This is a genomic window from Martelella sp. FLE1502 (assembly GCF_053484255.1).
In genome coordinates this window covers 44,450-65,505 of the sequence record NZ_JBAKFQ010000014.1, presented here as the reverse complement: position 1 = coordinate 65,505, position 21,056 = coordinate 44,450, and the positions used below count along the sequence as shown (strand labels likewise).

Sequence of the window (21,056 nt, the reverse complement as noted above, 5' to 3'; positions counted from 1 at the left end):
CCATGGCCGAGTACGACAACGACAATATCTTCGCCAAGCTGCTGCGCGGCGAAATCCCCTCCATCCGTCTTTACGAGGACGAACACGCAGTGGCGATCATGGATGTGATGCCGCAGGCGCCGGGCCATGTTCTGGTGATCCCGCGCGCGCCGTCACGCAACCTGCTCGACGCCAACCCTGACGTGCTGGCGAAGACCATTCCCGTGGTCCAGAAGCTTGCACGGGCTGTAAAGGCTGCCTTCGACGCCGATGGCGTGTTCGTCGGTCAGTTCAACGAGGCGGCCGCCGGCCAGACCGTCTATCACCTGCATTTCCACGTCGTTCCGCGTCATGAAGGCGTGGAGATGAAGCGCCACAGCGACGGCATGGAGGACATGGAAGTGCTGAAGGCCAATGCGGAAAAAATCCTGACGGCGCTGAAGGCGTCGCCATGACGCAATTTCTGGCCGAAGAGTTCCGAAACGCCTTTTCCGCCGATCACATCATCATGTTCGTCCGGCTGATCGGGGCTGCGATCTTCGGCGGGCTGATCGGCTTCGAACGCGAGATCCATCGTCATCCCGCCGGGCTCAGAACCCATATACTGGTCAGCATGGCGGCGGCCCTGTTCGTGCTCGTCGCCATCGAGGTGCCGGAGATCATGCGCAGCGACCGCGACGTGCTGCGCGTCGATCCGACCCGCGTGGTGCAGTCGATCACCGAGGGCGTGGCCTTCCTCGCCGCCGGCATCGTGTTTCTGCAGAAGGGCACGGTAAAGGGGCTGACCACCGGCGCCGGCCTCTGGTTTTCCGGCGCAATCGGCCTGACGATCGGGCTCGGCCTCTGGAGCCTCGGCATTTTCGCCTCGATGCTGGGACTTGTCGTCCTGTTTCTTCTCAGGCGTCTGGAAATCAACACAAATATAAGCAAACGCAAGAGCTTGTCCGAAGAAGCTGAAGAATAGGTTCAGCTTCGCTCCAGCGTGATGATGTCCGCCGCATCGCCCAACTCCCCGCGGGCGATCTCCACCATGCTCGATTCGTGGGTAAACAGGATGGTCTGCAACCCTGCAAGCCCGGCAAGCGCATTGAGGCCGGCCGCGCTGCGGGCATCGTCGAAGGTCTGGAAGATGTCATCGACGATCAGCGGCGCGGGCTCGTTGCGGCTGGCATAATCCTCCAGGAAGGCAAGCCGGAGCGCGAGATAGAGCTGGTCGCGGGTGCCGTCGCTCAACCCCTCGACCCGGATTTCATCGCCGCCGGCGCGCACTGCTGAAAGCACCAGTGCATCATGCTCGCCATACGCCTGTGACAGGCCCTCGAAACCGTTGCGGGTCAGCGTGCGGAAATGCCGTCCGGCCGCCGCAAGGATCGGATCGGACCGGCTTTCCCGGTAGCGCTCCAGCGCGCCGTCCAACAGCCGCCCGGCCAGCTTCAGCACCACCCACTCACGGGCGAGCGCCTGCGCCTCCGCCTCGGCGGCGGCGCGATCGAAGGCGGCAGCCTCGGCTCCCGGCCCGGTTTCCAGCGCCTGCTTGCGATGACGCAGTGCCATCCGCCGCTCCCGAAGCGCCTCGATCTCGGCCGCATCCTCTCCGGCATCGGCCTTCAGATGCGCGAGTTCCTGCCGGCAATCGACCTCGTCCAGCGTTTCGGCGAGCGCCCGGATATTCTCCACCGAGGCTCCGTCGCTGATGCCGGAAAACCGCTGCCGCGCCTCATCGAGCGTCTGACGCGATGCCGCCCGCTGCCGCAACCGCGCCGAAAGGCCGTCAATCGCGACGCCCTCCGGCAAGGTGGCCGCTATGGCCGCGATCCGGCCGTCGATCTGCTCACGCTCGCCGGTGTCGGCAGCCAGTTCAATACGAAGCCGCTCGGCGCTTTCCTTAAGCGTTGCCCGCTGCGCCGCGCGCGTCGCGTGGTCGGCCGCACGTTCGGCAAGTGCGTGGACGATCCGCGATGCCGGTTCGCCCGCGATATCCGCCGCCACAGCTTCCGCCAGATGCAGAGCGGCGGCATCGAAGGCGGCAACGCGCTTGCCGTCGGCCTCTGCCTCCCGCGCCAGCCGCGCCCGGTCCGCGAAAAGGGATGGCAGGTCGGCCCACAGCGCAAGCGCAGCCTCGGCCCCGGCGAGGCCGGTTTCGCCCGGCAGGCCGACACCGGTGAGGCTTGCGGCGAAACGCTCGTTCAGGGTTTTCTCCCCGGCCCGCAACCGATCAAGCTGCTCCGCGCCCTTTTCGACTGACTGACGCGCGGTCTTCAGCGCGCCGGCATGCTCCCGCGCCTCCGTCCAGCGTTCGCCGAGACGGTCGAGCGCGGAACCGACATCGCGCGCAAGCGCGGCGAGCGGCAGCGACGCGTCCGTGCCGAGATCGTTCGCGAGCCGCTCCAGCGTCTCCCGCAGCGCGGCGTTGTTGCGGTCAAGGACCGCTTTCCTGTCTTTCAGCGCATAGAGCGCGGTCCGCGCCTCGAGCAGCGCATCCAACCGCCGCCGCCATTCGAGCATCGCCTCGGGGGCCGCCGGCGTGAAATCGAACGCGACAAAGAGCGTCTCAAAATTCGCCTGCGCTTTCGTCAGTTCCAGAAGCGCCGCCTCGCGTTTTTCCGCGCCCTGTTCCCGTTGAGCGGCCTCACGCTCCAGCCGGCGCAGATTGTCGGCATGGCGGGCCACCCGCTCGGCATCGTCGAGCGCGTCGTCGGCAAGATCGTCGGCGGCGCGCACGGCATCGCGATAGGCGCTCTCCTCCCCATCCAGCGTCTCGAACAGCCGGTCGCGCTCCGCCCGCGCCGCGTCGATCGCCGCACGGGTCGGAACCGGCCCGGCCTCGCGATCCTCGGCGAGCAATCCTTCCAGACGGGCGCATTCCGCATCGATCTTCGCCAGCGCGCCGTCACACTCGGCGAGCACGGATTTTGCCGAAGCGATATCATCGCACGCGGTCTTCAGCGCGGCCTCGGCGGGAAGATCGCCCGCATGGAGAGCGAGAATATCGCTCACCGCGGGACGCAGGCCGGCGGCCTGCTCGAACAGTACGCGCTCCTTGCCGGCGATCTCCGTTTCAAGCGTCTCCGCCTCCTTGATGCCGGCAAGGTCCTCGCGCAAAGCCTCATAGCTCTTGCGCAGCGGCGCGGGATCGCGCAGGTGGCTCTCGCCATGCTGCTGTTCCAGCCGCGCCAGCGTTTCTCGGTTTTCAGAGAGCGCGTTTTCGGCAGCGCGGCGGGCGCGGCCCTGCTCTTTCAACTGCTCGACAATCGCTTGAAATTCTGACCTTAACAGACTGTTTGGAAAGTTCTTTTCCAGATTTTCAAAAGAATCGAACCCAAGCTGAACGGCAGCGCTCCGCAACCGCGCCTCAATTTCCGTCAGCTCGTGCCGGCGACGCGGCAGGTTCTCAAGCGCCTGTTCGTAAAGCCCGCTTTCGCGCTGCAGCCGGGCGATTTCGGCACGGCGCTCCAGCAGCGCGTCGTCCACAACAAGCGCCTCCAGCTCCCGCTGACCGGCCGCCTGCCTGGCTTCCTTTTCCTCTATCTGCTCGGCAAGTCGCATGTGGCGGGCTTCGAGCGCGGCGAGTTCCTCGCCGACGCTGTCATCAACCGCCGCGATATCGGCAAACGCCGCCAGCGCCGCGTTGTGGCCGTCGATCTCGCCAAGCAGGCCGCGCAGCCGCTGCAGCCGCTCAAGCTCGCCGATCCGCCGCGCGCGCTGCGCTTGCCGCTCCTCGGCCACGGCGAATTCCTGCCCGATCTCGCGCTCTTCCTTCAACAGCGCCGTCCAGTCACTGGCGTTCAGCTGGCGGTCGCGCTCGGCCCTGCGGGCTTCGTCATAGCGCTCCAGCGCCTGATAGAAGCTGCGAGTCTGCGATTTGCGCGGCGCGTAGATGCCGTCGGCCTCCGTTGCCAGCGCCTCGCTCGCCGCTCGCAGGCCGGTGAGGCCGGAGGCAGCGGAAAACAGCATCTGGCCGATCTCCCCGCCATCGGCCAGCATCTCGTCCGCCCCCGCCCTGAGCCGGAGCGAATCGAGCCCGAAGGCGCGCTCGAACACCGCGCGGTCGAGACTGCCGACAAAACCGGCGAGCGCGTCATCGTTCAGCGCGACTTCGGTTTCGGCATCGAGCAGCGTATTGGCCCGGCCCTTGCGCCGGCGAAAGGCGAGTTCGGTCCCGCCATGCGCGCGCAGCCTTGCGCCGAGGCGCAGGTCGCGTGCGGGATGGAGGAAATCGTAGCCAACATTGCGGTCTGGAAATCCGAACAGAAGGTCGGAGAATGCGGCGAGCGCTGAGGATTTTCCGGCCTCGTTCGGGCCATAGACGATATGAAGCGCGGCGTCGGGCCGGAACGTGACGGTCCTGTCGGTGAAATGGCCGTAGCGGATGAGATCGAGCGAGAGAAAACGCATAAATCACTCCTCCAGCCGGGCGCTGAGAATCGCGCGCGCTTCCGCTACGAGATCCGCATGCGACCCCGAAAACGCATCATCTCTGGCGCCGACGCCGCCGGGCAGCTTCACGGCGATCTCGTTTATCAGCGCCTCGATTTCGGCGTCGATCGCTTCGTCGCCGGCCAGCGCATCGATCATCGCCTCGATATCGAGGTCACTATCCGCCACACGTCGGCGGGTGGACACCGGCGCATCAACCGCGATCACCAGTTTCTCAAGCCACAGATCGGCATGAACCCGCTGGCAGGCGGCCTGGAGATCGTCGTGCCATTCGCCATGCGCCGCGCGCATCCTGTGCGCATCGCCATGGCTGCCTTCAAGCGTCAAGCGCAGCGCCACGGGTCGCGCATTGGCCGCTTCCGCAAGCGCCGCCAGCGTCGCCTCCACCGCCTGAAGGATTTCGCTTTCCTTCATCTCCGGCGCAATTGCCACGGTAACGGCCTCGAAGCGGGCGCGATCGAGAATGATGCGTTCATAGCGGGGCCGGCCGTCCTCGACCGTCACCAGCACCGCGCCCTTGTTGCCGGTCTCGCGGATATTGCGGCCCTGCAGGTTGCCGGGATAGAGCGTCAGCGGATCGGCGGAGACCTCCTCGAAAGCGTGGACATGACCGAGCGCCCAGTAATCATAGCCGCGCGAGGCAAGGTCCGCCGGCGTGCACGGCGCGTAGACGGCATGCGGCGGCCGGCCGGAAAGCGAGGTGTGCAACACGCCGATGTTGAAATGGCCAGGCACCGCCGGCGGATAGGCAAGCGCCAGATTGTCGCCGGCCACCCGGTCGGCAAAGCCCTGGCCGTGCAGCGCCACTTTCAGCGGTTCGATGGTAAAGGTCTCGGGCTGACGCGTCGAGAATTCGTGGACACCGTCCGGCATCGCGATCGTGCGGGTGACGATGCTTTCGGCATCGTGATTGCCGCGCAGGAAATAGACCGGGATTTCAGCGCGCGAAAGCCGGGCGATCTCGCGGTTGAAGAACAGGCCGACGCTGTTGTCGCGCCATGCCCCGTCATAGACATCCCCGGCGATCACCATGAAATCCACGGAACTTTCGATCGCGCAATCGATCAGCGCCGTGAAGGCATCGCGGCCGGCGGCGGCAAAGCGCTCGGCGATCTGCCGGTCCTTGAGCGCCAGTCCCGAGAGCGGGCTTCCCAGATGCAGGTCGGCGGCGTGGATGAAACGGAAGCTGGTCAAGGTTCCCTCATTTGTCTTCTCGTCTCAAAGGGGTAAAAGAGTTCGCGACGATACTTCAACCCAAAAGCGCCGGCGTCGCGCTTTATCCCGCCCGCATTTTCGCGGGCTGGCCACCACCGGAGGAATTCATGCACTATCACAATTTCGGCCGCACCGGACGGCCCGTTTCCAATATCGGCTTCGGCGCCTGGCAGATCGGCGGCAGCTGGGGCTCTGTCAGCGAGGAGGATGGCCGCGCCGCCCTGCACGCAGCGCTCGATTCGGGCATCAACTTCGTCGATACGGCCGATGTCTATGGCGACGGCCGCTCCGAAAAGATCATCGCCGATGTGCTCGCCGATCGCGGCGGCCAGAAGCCGTTCGTCGCCACCAAGGCCGGCCGCAGGCTTAACCCGCACACCGCCGATGGCTACAATCTGGAAAACCTCGAAGGCTTCGTCGACCGCAGCCTGAAGAACCTCAGAATGGAACGGCTCGACCTCGTGCAGCTCCACTGCCCGCCGACCGAGGCGTTTTACCGTCCGGACGTGTTCGAGGCGCTCGACGCGCTGAAGGCCAAGGGCAAGATCGCCAATTACGGCGTCAGCGTCGAAAAGGTCGAGGAGGCGCTGAAGGCGATCGAGTTTCCGGGCGTCGCCAGCGTGCAGATCATCTACAACATCTTCCGCCAGCGCCCGGCCTCGCTGTTCTTCCCGGAAGCAAAGCGCAAGAACATTGCCATCATCGTGCGCGTACCGCTGGCAAGCGGGCTGCTGTCAGGCAAGATCACCCGCGACACCGTGTTCGACAAAGAAGACCACCGCAATTTCAACCGCGGCGGCGATGCCTTCGATGTCGGCGAAACCTTCGCCGGCGTGCCGTTCGAGATCGCGCTCGATGCCGTGGAGGAAGTCCGCAAACACGTACCGCGCGGCACGGCCATGGCGGGTTTCGCGCTGCGCTGGATCCTGATGAACGACGCGGTCACCGTCGCCATTCCCGGCGCGCGCAACGCCGAACAGGCAAAAGCCAATGCGTCCGCCTCCGACCTGCCGGTCATCGGCGACGAGGTCATGGCCGCGATGACGGAAATCTACCGCACCCGCATCGCACCCCACGTGCACCAGCGCTGGTAGGGTACGCCCTACCGCTCTCCGCCTTCGCCGTCATGCCGGCCTTGAGCCGGCATCCAGGGCCTTACGGCACCGCCTTTGCGAAGCGCCCGTCGCAACGCCCTGGACCCCGGATCAAGTCCGGGGTGACGGCAGAGGGGGAGGCAGCTTTGGCGAAAAAATCGAAAGGCCGGGCGTCCGACGCCCGGCCTCTCTTGTTCTGCAACGCGTTATGATCAGTTCAGCGAAACCGTGAAGAACAGCGTCTCGCCGGAGGAGTCGTCGACGCCGTCATTGTCGGTGACGGCGTAGGCCGTGCCGTCGGCGGCGATGGTGAAGCCTTCGATCTTGTCGACGACGAAACCGTTGGCGGCGGACTTCATCAGCGGCATCAGATCGGCGGCTTCCTGCTTTTCGACAACCGGCAGATCCGAGCCGATCGGGGCCGGCTGCATGTCGGAAAGGGCGACCTTGTAGAGCTTCTTCAGCTTGGCGGCCTCGCCGATCTGGTTGTCGCGTTCGATGATGTAGACGCTGTCGCCGTTCGCCGTGATCTCGGAGAGACCGACCCAGCCCTGTTCCGGCGTCTCGAGCGGATAGGCGACCGCACCCCATTCCTTGGTGGCGGGCTTGTAGGCGAGCAGCTTGACGAAGCCTTTCTCGTCATCTTCCCATTCGCGCTGCACCGCCATCCACAGCGTCAAGTCATCGCCCTCGCCGACCGTGGTGATGCCTTCCATGCCGAAGCGGGTCTGGTTGGCGAGCAGAGCCTCCGGCAGGTCGATCGTCTCGGTGATCGCGCCGGTTCCGTCGACATGATAGACGGCGTGCGGCACGTCCTTGTCGGGATTGCCTTCCGAGGCAAGCCAGAAGCCGCCATTGCCGTCGGTCGCAACGCCCTCGAGGTCGAGCTTTTCAGCCGGGGCGCCATCGCGGGTAACGCGGATGACGTCGGTGATCATCGCCGGCTTCTGCGCGGCGTTGATGATGAAGATCGACGGCTGGGCGGAGTAGAAGCTGTCATTGACGGCGTAGAGCTTCGAAGCATCGCTCGGATCAGCAGTCAGGCCCGAAAGCGCGCCGAAGCCGATCAGTTCATCGCGCGAGACATCGGACAGGATCTGCGGATAGTTCGGCTCCGCATCTTCATAGGCGTAAAGCATGACGTGGGCACGAACGCCACCGTCGGGGCCGAGATCGGTCTCGTTGGCGGTGACCAGCAGGTTACGGGCGGGAATGGCAACGCCGCTTTCCGGCGAGAGACCGGACGGCAGAAGCTGTACGAGTTCGGGCGCGTCAGCGGCGCTGTCGTCATAGACGCCGACGACGGAGGCACGCTCGGACAGCACGAACAGATAATTGGTGTCGCCGAAGGTTCCCTTGATCATGCCCTCGGGCTCGACGCCCTTCTTGCCGGCGCGCTTGTCCGGGAAATGGCCGATCGAGGCAACGGCGCGTTCGAACGTGTTGCCGGAATCATAAAGCAGTTCGCCGGCATCCGAGAAAATCGAGAAGCCGCGCGAGCCGCCCTTGTAATCGCCTTCATTGGCGATGGCGAAGCGGTCATTGTCGAGCCATTTAACGGTGTCGGGCTCGCGGGCGATGCCGGACAGCGAGCCGGTGAAATCGAGCTTGCCGTCCTTTTCGATATCAACGCCGCTGATGTCGACCGTACCGGCGGAGAAGTGGTTCTTGACCTCGCCGGTATTGCCGTCAACGATGACGATGCCGTTGTTTTCCTGCAGGGTCACCACGATCTCGTTGTCGTCGTTGATATCGACGAATTCCGGCTCGGGATCGGTGGGCGCGACCATTTCGGAGAAACCGGTCAGGGCAACGTGCTTGATCGTGGCGCAATCGGCAACGCCGTCAGCAAGCGAAATGATGACGAGATCGCCGGCCGGCATCTGCGGGATTTCGCCGTCGTTCAGTTCCTCGTCACGCTCGTTTTCAATCGCGATCGCAACGATCGAGCCATCCGGCGAAACGGCGACGGAATCGGGCTGGCCGCCGAGATCGCACTGGCTTTCCAGCGCGCGCGAGGCGATATCGACAACGCCGAGGAAACCCGACGGCGCGGTGTAACTTTCCGAGGTGTTGACGCCGACCAGCGCCTTTTCGCCGGAAACGGCAACCGATGTCGGCTCGCCGTCAAGCGTGGTGATGCCGAGGCCGGCCGGGGCTTTCGGATCGGTGATGTCGACGAAGCCGATGGCGCCAAGCGGGCTGTCGGAATAGATCAGCGTGTTGCCGTCTTCGCTGGCTGCGATGATCTCGGCCGAGGTCTCGGTCGCAGGGTCCATGTCGGCGGGCAGATTGCCGGCGACGGAGAAGACCGCAATGCGGTTGAAGACGGGCTCGGCGGCGGCGGAGAAAGCGGCGGAAGCCAGAAGCGCAGCGCTCAAGGCCGCGCCGGTGAGACGGAATCGCATGAATATACCCTCCAAGGTGATGATGTCCGGAGGGTTCTGCGCGCCCGGTGTGACAGCAGGATTACGCGGCGATGACAGGACGATGACAACCCCGCCTACTTCTCCCTTCGCCGCTCGATCAGCATGATCGAAAGCGAGGCGCAAAGGATCATCACGCCGCCGATCCAGAACAACGTGTCCGGCGCATAGCCGAACACCAGCCAGCCGCCGAGCACGTTGAGCGGCAGTTTCAGATCGTCAAATGGCTGGACATAGGCCGCGTCCGCGCTCGAATAGGCCAGCGTCAAGAAATATTGCGCCAGCGCCGTCAGCAGGCCGAGCGCCAGCATGATCCAGATCACATCGCCGGTCGGCACGGCGAAACCGCCGCCAATGGCGACCAGCGCGTTGATCGGCGTCAGCAGCATCAGGAGCCAGACGGTGATCGATTCGGGGCGCTCATGGGCCGTCAGCCGCTTGGTGATCAGCGAGGTTCCACCCCAAAGAAGCGCGGAGGCAACCGGCAAAAGCGCCGCCCAGGTGAAGCTTTCCGACCAGGGCTGCAGGATCAGCAACGCGCCGGTGAAGCCGACCGCCGTCGCGATCCAGCGCGACGGGCCGACCGTCTCGCCCAGGAACAGCTTCGCGCCGACGATGATGAAAAAGGGCGAGGTCATGACCAGCGCGATCGCCTGGCTGATCGGAACCGAAGCAAGGCCGATCGCCCAGGCCTGCACGCCGAGCGCGGAAAGCGCGACCCGGAAAACATGCTGCCAGGGATGATTGGTCCGCATCACCGAAAGGCCGGTGCGCCAAAGATAGGGCACGGCAAAGACCAGCGCGATGCCATATTGCCAGAAGGCGACCGAGGAGGCGGCAAACCCCATATTCATCGTCACCTGCTGAAGCGCCACATTGCCGGCCGCGTAGACCACGCCGGCCATCACCATCCAGAAGGCCCCGGTCAGAGCCGGAGAGCGATAGATTGCCTTAGCCATATGTACGACAGACCTTTCAGCACGAGCGCGAAACGATGCCAGAGGTAAAGAAGTTAGGCCTTCCGGGCAAGCGCGTTTGCGCGCCGCGCGTCACAACGGCCGGACGCGGGTGACATAGGCCTCGAAGAAATCCGAAAACCGGGCGACCCGGATCGGCAGACGCTCATAGGGCGGATAGTAGAGCGTGAGCCACAGTTCCGGCGGCGACCAATCGGAAAGCACTTGCCTCAACCGCCCTTGCGCGAGTTGCTCCTCCACAATGAAGCGCGGAAGCAGCGCCACGCCCTCGCCGTTCTCAGCAAGCCGTGCCAGCAATTCGCCGTTGTTGCCAGCGAGTTTCGTCCCTGCCCTCACCCGCCGACTTTTGCCGGCGCTCGTCAGCTCCCAGGTTTCACCCGTCGCCTCGGCGTCGAAGGCGAGGCAGGCGGCGGCGGAAAGATCGTCAGGCGTTTGCGGCGTTCCGTTGGCGGCGAGAAAGCCGGGCGAGGCCACCAGCACCCGACGGACCGGGCACAGCTTGCGCCAGATCGTCGACTTGTCGTCCGGCGGGCCGGAAATGCGGATCGCCAGATCGTAGGGCGCGCCGACGATATCGACGAAGCTGTCCTCCAGCGTCACCGAAAGACTGATCGCGGGATGCTCCGTACGGAAGCCGGACAGCACGTCCGGCAATATCTGCTGGCCAAGCGAGAGCGGCGCATTCAGCCGGATGTGGCCGCTGACGGCGCTTTCACGCTCGCGCACCTCCTCGTTGGCATCGTCGAAGGCGTTCAGCAGCGGCCGCATCCGCGCCGCATAGATCGCTCCCGCCGAGGTGAGCGAAACCTGGCGGGTGGTGCGCACGAAAAGCTGTACGCCGAGCCGTTCCTCCAGCGCGCCAACGGCCCGCGTCACGCTCGGCGCGGTCATGGAAAGCGCGCGCGATGCTGCGGCAAAGCTCCCGAGCTCTGCCACGCTCAGGAAAACGCGGATGTCGTTCAGATCTTTCATGAGACAATTATTACGTATTTTGCAATAATATTGTCAATTTTATTCCACTTATCGTTTCGCGTTTGCGGACCCAACTTGTGTCCATAAACGAGGCGCGGCACAGTCGCCCCGTAAGGCAAGGAACAGTTTGATGTTACAGCAGATCAAAGGCTTGCATCACATCACCTCCATGGCGGCGGATGCACAGGCCAATAACGACTTCTTCACCGGCACGCTCGGTCTTCGCCGCGTCAAGAAGACCGTGAACTTTGATGCCCCGGATGTCTATCACCTCTATTACGGCGATGAAGTCGGCACGCCCGGCTCGGTGATGACCTATTTCCCCTTCCCTCACATAGCGGCGGGAAGGCCCGGAACAGGCGAGGTCGGCGAAACACTGTTTGCGGTTCCGCGCGGCTCGCTCGGCTTCTGGAAGGAGCGTCTCGGCAAGCTGGGGGTGGGAAACGTCACGGAAAGCGAAGTCTTCGGCGAAAAGCGGCTGCATTTCTCAGGTCCCGATCGGGATGCCTTCGCGCTGGTCGAGGTGGACAATGATCACCGCGCCGGCTGGCTCAAGGGCGATATCGCCGAGGCGGAGGCGATCCGTGGCTTCCATGGCGCAAGCCTGCGGCTGGCGGACAGCCGCGCGACGGCGGAACTGCTCGGCTTCATGGGCTATGAAAAGGTCGACAGCAAGGACGACTGGACCCGTTTTGCGATCGGCAACGGCAATGGCGCCGATGTCATCGACATCCAGACCCTGCCGTCCGCCAACGCCGCCCGCCAGGGTGCGGGCTCCGTGCACCATATCGCGTTCGCGGTGGAAGATCGCGCCGCCCAGCTCGACGTCCGCAAGGCGTTGATGGATACCGGTTACCAGGTGACCCCGGTGATCGACCGGAACTATTTCTGGGCGATCTATTTCCGCACGCCCGGCGGTGTGCTGTTCGAGATCGCCACCAACGAACCGGGCTTTGACGCCGACGAGGACACGGCCCATCTCGGCGAGGCACTGAAACTGCCGCCGCAATATGAACAGCATCGCCCCCAGATCGAGCAGATCCTGACGCCGATCGAGGATTGATCCAGCCCCCCTGCCCGTCCGCTGCTTTACCTCCGGACGGGCGGGTTATGATCACCAGTCAGTGGTAATGCCCTCATTTCCTTGACCTCGGCAAAGCCGGGTCCGACTGACGCCGGCTAATAGCTGCCGGCTGGAGCAACATATCATGACAAACGAAGTATATCAGGCCTTCACGCGTAAAGGTGCAGACGGACCACCGCTGGTTTTCAGCTTTCACGGCACGGGCGGCAACGAAAACCAGTTCGTGCCCCTCGTCGATCAGATTCTGCCAAACGCGGCCATCGTGTCACCGCGTGGCGATGTATCGGAACATGGCGCCCTGCGCTTTTTCCGCCGCACCGGTGAAGACGTCTACGACATGGACGATCTCGCCCGCCGCACGGAGAAGATGACCCGCTTCATCAAGATGCACAGGGCGGCCAATCCCGGTCGCGCGGTCTATGGCATCGGCTATTCCAACGGCGCGAACATTCTGGCCTCGGTGTTTCTCGAAAGACCGGAGCTCTTTGACCGCGCCGTGCTGCTCCACCCGCTGATCCCCTGGACACCCAGGGACAATGCCGGCCTCACCGGCAAGCAAATCCTGGTGACGGCGGGCGAGCGCGACCCGATCTGCCCGCCATCGCTGACCGAGGCCCTGATCGGCTATTTCGAAGCGCAGAAAGCGGGGCTTCGTTCACTCTTCCATCCCGGCGGCCACGAAATCCGCCCGGAGGAGATTGACGCCGTCGCCGCCTTCCTCAAGGCCTGACGAAGGCGATCAGGTCGCATCCGGCAACGCGCCGGATGCGGCAGGCCCTATTGGCCCAACAGGTTTTCGACGTGACGCGGGATTGCCGTTTCGCGTTCGCGCTTGGCGCGTTCGGCGCGCAGGATCGAGCGGACGAGGTCGTAGGCATCGTCGAGGTCGTCGTTGATGACGACATATTCGTAGTCCCGCCAGTGCGAGATTTCGCCGGTGGCGTTCTTCAGGCGCACTTCCATGGCGGCCTTGCTGTCTTCCGCGCGCGCCAGCAGCCGGGCCCTCAGCGCCTCCATCGAGGGCGGCAGCACGAAGATGCCGACGACATCGCCGGGCATGGCCTGCTTCAACTGCTCGGCGCCCTGCACATCGATATCGAACAGCACGTCGCGGCCGGCGGCAAGCGATTGCTCGACGGCGGCCTTCGGCGTGGCGTAGTAATTACCGTGCACCTCCGCCCACTCCAGAAACGCGCCCTCGTCGCGTTTCTTCATGAAACCGTCCGGGTCCATGAAGAAATAATGCACGCCCTCGCGCTCGCTCGGGCGGATCTGCCGCGTGGTGGCGCTGATGGACAGATCGATCATCGAGTCCTCGGCCAGAAGCCGCCGCGCGATCGTCGATTTGCCCGCGCCCGAAGGCGCCGCCAGCACCAGCATCACGCCCCGTCGTCTCACCGTTTCGCTCACGTCCATGCTCACTCCAGATTCTGCAATTGCTCGCGAAATTGATCGATGACCGTTTTCAATTCAAGCCCGGCAGCCGTAACCCCCACCGAATTGGACTTGGAACAGATCGTATTGGTCTCGCGGTTGAATTCCTGCGCGAGGAAGTCGAGCCGTCGCCCGCATGGCCCGGGCTCGGCCAGCAGAGCGCGGGCAGCCGTCACATGGGCGCGCAGACGGTCGATTTCCTCGCGAATATCGGATTTGGTGGCAAGCAGCACGGCCTCGGCATAGAGCCGGTCGCTTTCGAGCGAGGGGGCCGCTTCAAGGAGCCGCTGCACCTGTTCGGCAAGTTTCGCCGCGATCATGGCGGGCTGGCGCGACGGGTCCGCCTCGATATCGTCCGTCAGCGCCTCGATCGCGTCGATCTGCGCTTGCAGCACGGCCACGATCTTCTCGCCCTCCTCCGCCCGCATCGAGGCGAGCCGGTCGATCGCGAGCTCCAGATCGCGCAGGATCAGGGCTTCGCGTTTCTGCAGGGTCTCGCCGCCCTCCTCCGCCTCGCGCAGTTCGGCGATGCCGCGAATCGCCAGCAATCCTTCGAGCGACAGGCGCGAATCATCCAGTCTGGAAGCAAGCCGGGTTTTGAGATCGAGCACAGCCTCGAGCGCGCTGTCATTGACGGCCAGTTCGAGCTTGCTATCGGCAACGCTGAGGTTGAGCGCGACCTGCACATTGCCGCGCGTCAGCCTTGCGGCGGCAAGCTTTCTGACAGCGCTTTCCAGATGGTCAAAACCCTGCGGCAGCCTGAGGCGCAGATCGAGGCCCTTGCCGTTGACGGAGCGCAGCTCCCAGGTCCAGCGATAGCGATCAAACTGCCTTTGGCTGCGGGCAAAACCTGTCATCGATTGCTGTGTCATGGTCCCTCGCTAACGCTCGCGTGGCGGCACACTACAGGATTTGACGCAACGTCGGAACGCAATAGACAGGCAAACGCACGGTTTTTAGTTGGCGGAACGCTCGGCCTCGACCTTGCGCCATGCCCGCACATTGGCGTTGTGCTCATCCAGCGTCTCGGCGAAGGCGTGGCCTCCGCTGCCATCGGCTACGAAATACAGCGCATCGGTCTCGGCGGGGTTGGCGACAGCCTCCAGCGCATCGCGTCCGGGATTGGCGATCGGCCCCGGCGGCAGACCATTGATGCGATAGGTATTGTACGGCGTTTCCTTGTCGAGATCGGAGCGGTAGATCGGGCGATCGGAGGGTTTCCCCTCGCCGCCGAAGATGCCGTAGATCACGGTCGGATCGGACTGGAGGCGCATGCCGCGCTTGAGACGGTTGAGGAATACCGCCGCAACCAGCGGCCGCTCCTCGGCCACGCCGGTTTCCTTTTCCACGATCGAGGCGAGGGTGAGGAATTCCTCCTTGTTCTCGATCGGCAGGTCCCTGGCGCGCTGCAGCCAGATTTCATCGACCAGCGCGTCCTGGCCCGCCCGCATCTTTTCGACGATCTCGATGCGCGGCGTTCCGCGCGCAAAGGAGAAGGTCTGCGGCATCAGGCTGCCTTCCGGCGGCAATTCCTCCGGCAGGTCGCCGGAAAGGTTCGGGTCGGCCGCCAGCTTGTCGAAGACTTCGCGCACCGTCAGCCCCTCGGGGAACGAAATGCTGAACAGGATCGACTTGCCGGATTCGAACAGATCGGCGATCTCCTGCATCGAAGCGCCCGCCTCGATCTCGTAATCGCCGGCCTTCAGGGTCTCGCCGTCGCGCATGCGCGCCGCGGTCACATAGCGGAAAATCCGGGAATCCGAGATCACGCCCGCGCGCTCCAGGTCACGCGCGATCATCGCCAGACCCGCGCCGCTCTTCACCGTGAATTCCGTGTCGGCGGCCAGCGGACCGGGATCGCGATAGCTCGACATGGCGTAGTAATAGATCGCGATTGCGCCGAGGCAGCACAGCACCAGCAGCGTCATCATGAAATTAAGCAGGATGACGACCGGGCTCTTGGCTTTCTTCGAACGCGCGCTTGGTTGGGGTACACGCTCAGGCCTCAGCGCCTGCTTGGCCGATTTCACCGCCGCCGGTCTGCGTTCCGGCGCCGAACCGCGCTCACTGTCCTGATCCGAGCCGCTCACCGGACCCCCTTTTCGCATGTTCCTCGACGACTTCGGAAAGCCGCCTGACCCAAATGAATTGCCGGTGTTGTTATCAATGTCCGACATTGCCGGCGAACCGGATGAAAACGGCCAGTCGAAGCTTAGCCGGATGGCGGCGCTGATTCGTCATCAACGGCTGCCAAAGCCTGCTCTTCAATAAAAAAACGGCTGCAAAATGTCAGCCGTTTCTTTTCCATGTCCACAATGGCGGTCGGCTCAATCCGCGTAGCGCCGCAGCACCAGCGAGGCATTGGTGCCGCCAAAGCCGAAGGAGTTCGACAGCGCAACATCGATATTGCGCTTGCGGGCCGCCTTCGGCACCAGATCGATCGCCGTCTCGCGCTCGGGATTGTCGAGGTTGAGCGTCGGCGGCGCGACATTGTCGCGGATCGCGAGCGTCGAGAAGATCGCCTCGATCGCGCCCGCCGCGCCCAGAAGATGGCCGGTGGCGGACTTGGTGGAGGACATCGACACCTTGCCGGCGGCATCGCCCAGCAGCCGCTCGACGGCGCCAAGCTCGATCGTGTCGGCCATGGTCGAGGTGCCGTGGGCATTGATGTAGTCGACCTCGGACGGCGCGATGCCGGCGCGCTTCAGCGCCGACGTCATGCAACGGAACGCGCCCTCGCCATCCTCGCTCGGCGCGGTGATGTGGAAGGCATCGCCGCTCATGCCGTAGCCGACCACTTCGGCATAGATCTTGGCGCCGCGGGCCTTGGCGTGTTCCAGCTCCTCCAGCACCACGATGCCGGAGCCCTCGCCCATCACGAACCCGTCGCGATCGACATCATAGGGGCGCGAAGCCCGCTGAGGGTCGTCATTGAAATTGGTGGAGAGCGCCTTGCAGGCGGCAAAGCCGGCAAGCGCGATGCGGCAGATCGGCGATTCCGTGCCGCCGGCGACCATCACATCGGCATCGCCATAACCGATGATCCGGCTGGCGTCGCCGATCGCATGCGCGCCCGTTGAGCACGCCGTGACCACGGAGTGGTTGGGGCCGCGCAGCTTGTGGCGGATCGAGACCTGACCGGAAGCGAGATTGATCAGCCGGCCGGGAATGAAGAACGGGGAAACGCGGCGGGGGCCGCGGTCGCGCAGCGTGTAGCCGGCTTCGACGATGCCTTCGAGGCCGCCGATGCCGGAGCCGATCAGCACGCCGGTCGCGATCTGGTCGTCATCGCTCTCGGGATGCCAGCCGGCATCGTCAAGCGCCATGTCGGCGGCGGCGATCGCATAGGTGATGAACGGATCGACCTTGCGCTGTTCCTTCGGCTCCAGCCACTGATCGGCATTGAAGGTTCCATCGCTGCCGTCGCCAACCGGGATCGAGCATGCGATCCGGGCTGCAAGATCTTCGGTCTCGAACGCGGTGACCTTGCTTGCGCCGCTAACGCCGTCAAGCAGACGCGACCAGGTTGCCTCGGTTCCTGAGCCCAGCGGCGTTACCATGCCCAGACCGGTGATTACGACACGCCTCATTGGTGGATCGCCCCCATTCTCTCAAGTTTCTTGTCATCGTGACCGATCGTTCGTGCCGGTCGGAGCCGCATTGAATCGGCTTCGTCCCGACTATAAACGCTCTCGTCACAAGCGCAAAACCGTCCTTGATGCGTTCCCGTCCCGGAACGCCGGACAAAAAAATGGCCCGTATTACCGGGCCGTTCGAGGCGGGTTGCAGGTATGACCCGAACGCCGCCCTGAATTTTCAGTCGATCAGGCCTGAGCCTTTTCGATGAACTTGATGGCATCGCCGACCGTGAGGATCGAATCAGCGGCATCGTCGGGGATTTCCACACCGAACTCTTCTTCGAAGGCCATGACCAGCTCGACGGTATCGAGCGAGTCGGCGCCGAGATCGTCGATGAAGCTTGCGCTTTCGACAACCTTGTCGGCATCCACGCCCAGGTGGTCAACTACAATTTTCTTAACGCGTTCTGCGATATCGCTCATGTCGGTTTCCTCGACCTGTCTCAAGTTCTACCGGATGCCTTGACATCCGCTATGTGAAAGCCGTCGGCCCTCCAAAAGGAAACACGCCGCGGCAGATATGTGAACCAAAGCCCACTTAAACCGAAATCCCGGTCGATGGACCGGGCTTCGTTTGCTGGACTGTTCTTGGCAGTCCCGGCCCGCTTACCATGCTTTGTTCTGAGCGCAAAGCCCAAAAAACACCGCGTTGCCGGTCTCTCCAGCATTTTTGACGGCCCGCGTGGAGCGGACCGCGATGTCAGATCATGGCCATCCCGCCATTGATATGCAAGGTCTGGCCCGTCACGTAGCCAGCCTCGTTGGAGGCAAGATAGGTAACGGCGGCGGCAATGTCATCCCCGCTGCCCATCCGCTTCATCGGAACGGCGCCGAGGATCGCCTCTTTCTGCTTGTCGTTCAGCTTGTCGGTCATGGCGGTTTCGATAAAGCCGGGGGCGACGCAATTGACCGTGACGTTGCGCGGCGCGACTTCCTGCGCCAGCGATTTCGAAAAGCCGATCATGCCGGCCTTGGCGGCGCAGTAATTGGCCTGACCCGGATTGCCGGTGACGCCGACGATCGAGGTGATGTTGATGACCCGGCCGAAACGGCGGCGCATCATCGGATGCATGATGGTGCGGGTCAGCACGAAGGCGGCGGTGAGATTGACCTCCAGCACGCTTTCCCAGTCGGCATCGCTCATGCGCACGAACAGGCCATCCTTGGTGATGCCGGCATTGTTGACCAGGATATCGATGCCGCCGAGATCGGCCTCGGCCTTTTCGCCGAGCGCCTTGACGGCCTCGCGATCCGAAAGATTGGCGGGAAACACATGGGTGCGTTCGCCAAGCTCGCCGGCCAGCGCCTCAAGCTTTTCCGCGCGGGTGCCGTGGAGCGCCACGGTTGCGCCCTGGGCGTGGAGCATGCGGGCGATCGCCTCGCCGATGCCGCCGCTGGCGCCGGTAACGAGCGCCTTTCGGCCAGTCAGATCCAACATGTCATAACCTCGTCAGATGTTTGCCCGCCAGGCGGGCTGTTTCGGTTTCAGCCCTTGATCGCCTTCAGCGCCGCGTCGATATCGCCCGGCGCGTTGATCGCGACGCCGTTCAGGGCACGCTCGATGCGCCGCGCAAGACCGGTCAGCACCTTGCCGGCGCCGACTTCATAGAGCGTTTCGATTTCATTTGCCGCAAACCAGCTCACCGTCTCGCGCCAGCGCACCCGGCCGGTGACCTGCTCGACCAGCAGCTTCGTGATCTCGTCGGGATCGGAAACGGGGGCGGCGCGGACATTGGCGATCACCGGCACCACCGGCTCGCCGCGACGGACTTCGGCAAGCGCCTCCTCCATGGCATCGGCGGCGGGCGCCATCAGGGCACAATGGAAGGGTGCGGAGACCGGCAGCAGCAGCGCGCGCTTGGCGCCCTTTTCGGTCGCGATCCCGACCGCCTTTTCGACAGCTTCCTTGCTGCCGGAGATGACCACCTGGCCGCCGCCATTGTCATTGGCGATCTGGCAGACGCCGGCGGATGATGCTTCATCGCACAGCGCCTCGACATCATCGAACTCAAGCCCGATGATCGCCGCCATCGCACCCTTGCCGACGGGGACGGCGCGCTGCATGGCGTTGCCGCGAATCCGCAGAAGACGCGCGGTATCGGCCAGCGAGAAAGTGCCGGCGGCGCAGAGCGCCGAATATTCGCCGAGCGAATGGCCGGCGACGTAGGAAATGTCCTTGGCGAGATCGAGCCCTTCGGCTTCCAGCACCCTGACGGTTGCAAGCGAGACCGCCATCAGCGCCGGCTGGGCGTTGGCGGTGAGCTGGAGCTGATCCTCCGGCCCTTCCCAGATCGTGGCGGAGAGCTTTTCGTCGAGGGCGTCGTCCACTTCCTCGAACACCAGTCGGGCGGCCGTGAATTCGTCCGCCAGCGCCTTGCCCATGCCGACAGTCTGGCTTCCCTGTCCGGGAAAGGTAAATGCAACGCTCATCTCGATCAGCCTCTTTGCCGTGAAACCTCCCCGCGCGCTCCTTCTTCATAGCGGACCGCGTCGGTTTTCGTTCTCCAATTGACGTTTCATGCGCCCAAGTCAAGGGCGCGCCATGATGCGCCGTCATGGGGCCCGTCCCGAAAAAAGCCCGGATGCGCTTGCGCCCGGGGCGGTTCCGGCTAAAGTCGCCTCACCGATCACACCAGCCGTTTTTCAAGGTAAACTTATGAAAATCAAAAGTTTGGGCCGCACCGGCATCAAGGTTTCGCAAATCTGCCTCGGCACCATGACATGGGGCACGCAGAACACGCTGGAGGAAGCCTCCGCCCAGATGGACTATGCCGTGGAAAACGGCGTCAACTTCTTCGATACCGCCGAGATGTATCCGACCACGCCGATCGGCCCGGAAACCTATGGCCGCACTGAGGAATTCATCGGGCAATGGCTGAAGGCGCGCGGAAGGCGCGACGATATCGTGCTTGCCAGCAAGGTGGCCGGACCCGGCCGGCCCTGGGTCAGAGACGGCGCGCCGGTAACCCCCGCCGGCATCCGCGCCGCGCTCGATGACAGCCTGAAGCGGCTCAACACCGACTATATCGACCTCTACCAGGTGCACTGGCCGAACCGGAACCATTTCCACTTCCGCAATTCCTGGTCCTACTCCCCTTTCGGTCAGGACCGCCATCAGGCCCGCGTCGATATCGCCGAAACGCTGGATACGCTCGACGAGTTGGTGAAGGCCGGCAAGATCCGCGCGATCGGCCTTTCCAACGAGACCTGCTGGGGCACGATGAAATATCTGGAGCGCGCCGAGGCGAAGGATCGCGCCCGCATCGCCACCATCCAGAACGAATACAATCTTCTCTACCGCCACCACGATCTCGATATGGCGGAGCTCGCCTTTCACGAGGATGTCGGCCTGCTGGCGTTCTCGCCGCTTTCCGCTGGGCTTCTCACCGGCAAATACCGCAACGGAAAGCGGCCCGAAGGCTCGCGCGCGGCGGTCTCGTCTGCCGATCTCGGCGGCCGCCTGCAGGAGCATCAGGAACCGGCGGTGGATGCCTATTGCAAGCTTGCCGAAACCCACGGGCTTGACCCGGCGCAGATGGCGCTCGGCTTCGTGCTGTCGCGCCCCTTCGTGACCGCCGCCATCATCGGCGCCACCACGATGGACCAGCTCAAGACCAACATCGCCGCAGCCAACGTGGCCATGACCGACGACATTCTCGGCGATATCGCAAGGGTGCACCGGGCGTTTCCCGCGCCGGTCTGAGGACTGACTGCATAGCCCCCAAACAATCTCCCCCCTTGAGGGGGAGATGCCCCGACAGGGGCAGAGAGGGGTGAACCCTATCCGAGAGCATGGAGTT

19 protein-coding genes are annotated in these 21,056 nt (G+C 63.9%); 7 read left to right on the top strand and 12 right to left on the bottom strand.

Annotation, left to right across the window (positions count from 1 at the left end):
* Nucleotides 1-2 precede the first annotated feature (2 nt).
* Nucleotides 3-434, top strand: a complete 432-nt coding sequence (locus V6767_RS13445) for an HIT family protein (RefSeq protein ID WP_448473960.1) — start codon at nt 3-5, stop codon at nt 432-434.
* Nucleotides 431-943 (top strand): MgtC/SapB family protein, encoded by a 513-nt coding sequence (locus tag V6767_RS13440; protein ID WP_448473959.1) that lies wholly within the window; start codon nt 431-433, stop codon nt 941-943. The genes V6767_RS13445 and V6767_RS13440 overlap by 4 nt, the downstream gene beginning before the upstream one ends.
* Before the next feature lie 2 nt (nt 944-945).
* On the opposite strand, the gene V6767_RS13435 is transcribed toward V6767_RS13440, so the two are convergent.
* Together V6767_RS13435 and V6767_RS13430 are read right to left on the bottom strand one after the other, a co-directional pair.
* The gene (locus V6767_RS13435; RefSeq protein WP_448473958.1) at nt 946-4,374 is read right to left on the bottom strand and encodes an AAA family ATPase; all 3,429 of its coding nucleotides are present in this window, start codon (nt 4,372-4,374) and stop codon (nt 946-948) included.
* Between the two features lie 3 nt (nt 4,375-4,377).
* Complete coding sequence (locus V6767_RS13430) at nt 4,378-5,610, bottom strand: metallophosphoesterase family protein (protein WP_448473957.1); 1,233 nt, start codon at nt 5,608-5,610, stop codon at nt 4,378-4,380.
* Between the two features lie 128 nt (nt 5,611-5,738).
* On the opposite strand from V6767_RS13430, the gene V6767_RS13425 reads away from it, so the two are divergent.
* Nucleotides 5,739-6,725: an aldo/keto reductase gene (locus V6767_RS13425; protein WP_448473956.1), complete on the top strand. Its 987-nt coding sequence runs from the start codon at nt 5,739-5,741 to the stop codon at nt 6,723-6,725.
* Between the two features lie 212 nt (nt 6,726-6,937).
* Here V6767_RS13425 and V6767_RS13420 read toward each other — a convergent pair whose 3' ends face one another.
* The 3 genes from V6767_RS13420 to V6767_RS13410 all read right to left on the bottom strand — a co-directional run bounded on the left by V6767_RS13420 (nt 6,938) and on the right by V6767_RS13410 (nt 11,100).
* The gene (locus tag V6767_RS13420) at nt 6,938-9,133 is read right to left on the bottom strand and encodes an esterase-like activity of phytase family protein (RefSeq protein WP_448473955.1); all 2,196 of its coding nucleotides are present in this window, start codon (nt 9,131-9,133) and stop codon (nt 6,938-6,940) included.
* 95 nt (nt 9,134-9,228) lie between these two features.
* Nucleotides 9,229-10,110 carry a DMT family transporter gene (locus V6767_RS13415; protein ID WP_448473954.1) on the bottom strand — a complete coding sequence of 294 codons (882 nt, stop codon included), beginning with the start codon at nt 10,108-10,110 and terminating at the stop codon, nt 9,229-9,231.
* A gap of 90 nt (nt 10,111-10,200) precedes the next feature.
* On the bottom strand, nt 10,201-11,100 hold the full coding sequence (locus V6767_RS13410; RefSeq protein WP_448473953.1) for a LysR substrate-binding domain-containing protein: 900 nt from the start codon (nt 11,098-11,100) through the stop codon (nt 10,201-10,203).
* Nucleotides 11,101-11,230: 130 nt separating this feature from the next.
* Here V6767_RS13410 and V6767_RS13405 point away from each other — a divergent pair, with 130 nt between their 5' ends.
* Both V6767_RS13405 and V6767_RS13400 read left to right on the top strand, forming a co-directional pair.
* Entirely contained in the window at nt 11,231-12,163 is a 933-nt protein-coding gene (locus V6767_RS13405; protein ID WP_448473952.1) for a ring-cleaving dioxygenase, read from the top strand.
* Between the two features lie 145 nt (nt 12,164-12,308).
* Nucleotides 12,309-12,914, top strand: a complete 606-nt coding sequence (locus V6767_RS13400; RefSeq protein ID WP_448473951.1) for an alpha/beta hydrolase — start codon at nt 12,309-12,311, stop codon at nt 12,912-12,914.
* Nucleotides 12,915-12,961: 47 nt separating this feature from the next.
* On the opposite strand, the gene gmk is transcribed toward V6767_RS13400, so the two are convergent.
* The 3 genes from gmk to mltG all read right to left on the bottom strand — a co-directional run bounded on the left by gmk (nt 12,962) and on the right by mltG (nt 15,726).
* Nucleotides 12,962-13,600: a guanylate kinase gene (gene gmk / locus V6767_RS13395; RefSeq protein WP_448473950.1), complete on the bottom strand. Its 639-nt coding sequence runs from the start codon at nt 13,598-13,600 to the stop codon at nt 12,962-12,964.
* A gap of 2 nt (nt 13,601-13,602) precedes the next feature.
* The gene (locus tag V6767_RS13390) at nt 13,603-14,490 is read right to left on the bottom strand and encodes a YicC/YloC family endoribonuclease (RefSeq protein ID WP_448473949.1); all 888 of its coding nucleotides are present in this window, start codon (nt 14,488-14,490) and stop codon (nt 13,603-13,605) included.
* Between the two features lie 84 nt (nt 14,491-14,574).
* On the bottom strand, nt 14,575-15,726 hold the full coding sequence (gene mltG / locus V6767_RS13385; protein ID WP_448473948.1) for an endolytic transglycosylase MltG: 1,152 nt from the start codon (nt 15,724-15,726) through the stop codon (nt 14,575-14,577).
* Here mltG and V6767_RS13380 point away from each other — a divergent pair.
* Entirely contained in the window at nt 15,725-15,889 is a 165-nt protein-coding gene (locus tag V6767_RS13380) for a hypothetical protein (RefSeq protein ID WP_448429082.1), read from the top strand. The two genes, mltG and V6767_RS13380, sit on opposite strands and share 2 nt — an antisense overlap.
* Nucleotides 15,890-15,945: 56 nt before the next feature.
* Here V6767_RS13380 and fabF read toward each other — a convergent pair whose 3' ends face one another.
* From fabF to fabD, 4 genes are all read right to left on the bottom strand, one after another.
* Entirely contained in the window at nt 15,946-17,208 is a 1,263-nt protein-coding gene (fabF, locus tag V6767_RS13375) for a beta-ketoacyl-ACP synthase II (RefSeq protein ID WP_448473947.1), read from the bottom strand.
* Between the two features lie 234 nt (nt 17,209-17,442).
* Complete coding sequence (locus V6767_RS13370) at nt 17,443-17,679, bottom strand: acyl carrier protein (protein ID WP_018062986.1); 237 nt, start codon at nt 17,677-17,679, stop codon at nt 17,443-17,445.
* Between the two features lie 277 nt (nt 17,680-17,956).
* Nucleotides 17,957-18,694 (bottom strand): 3-oxoacyl-[acyl-carrier-protein] reductase, encoded by a 738-nt coding sequence (fabG, locus tag V6767_RS13365; protein WP_448465691.1) that lies wholly within the window; start codon nt 18,692-18,694, stop codon nt 17,957-17,959.
* A 47-nt stretch (nt 18,695-18,741) separates the two neighbouring features.
* Nucleotides 18,742-19,686, bottom strand: coding sequence for an ACP S-malonyltransferase (fabD, locus tag V6767_RS13360; RefSeq protein WP_448473946.1), 945 nt, complete (start codon nt 19,684-19,686; stop codon nt 18,742-18,744).
* Nucleotides 19,687-19,912: 226 nt separating this feature from the next.
* On the opposite strand from fabD, the gene V6767_RS13355 reads away from it, so the two are divergent.
* Nucleotides 19,913-20,959, top strand: coding sequence for an aldo/keto reductase (locus V6767_RS13355; protein ID WP_448473945.1), 1,047 nt, complete (start codon nt 19,913-19,915; stop codon nt 20,957-20,959).
* Nucleotides 20,960-21,056 lie beyond the last annotated feature (97 nt).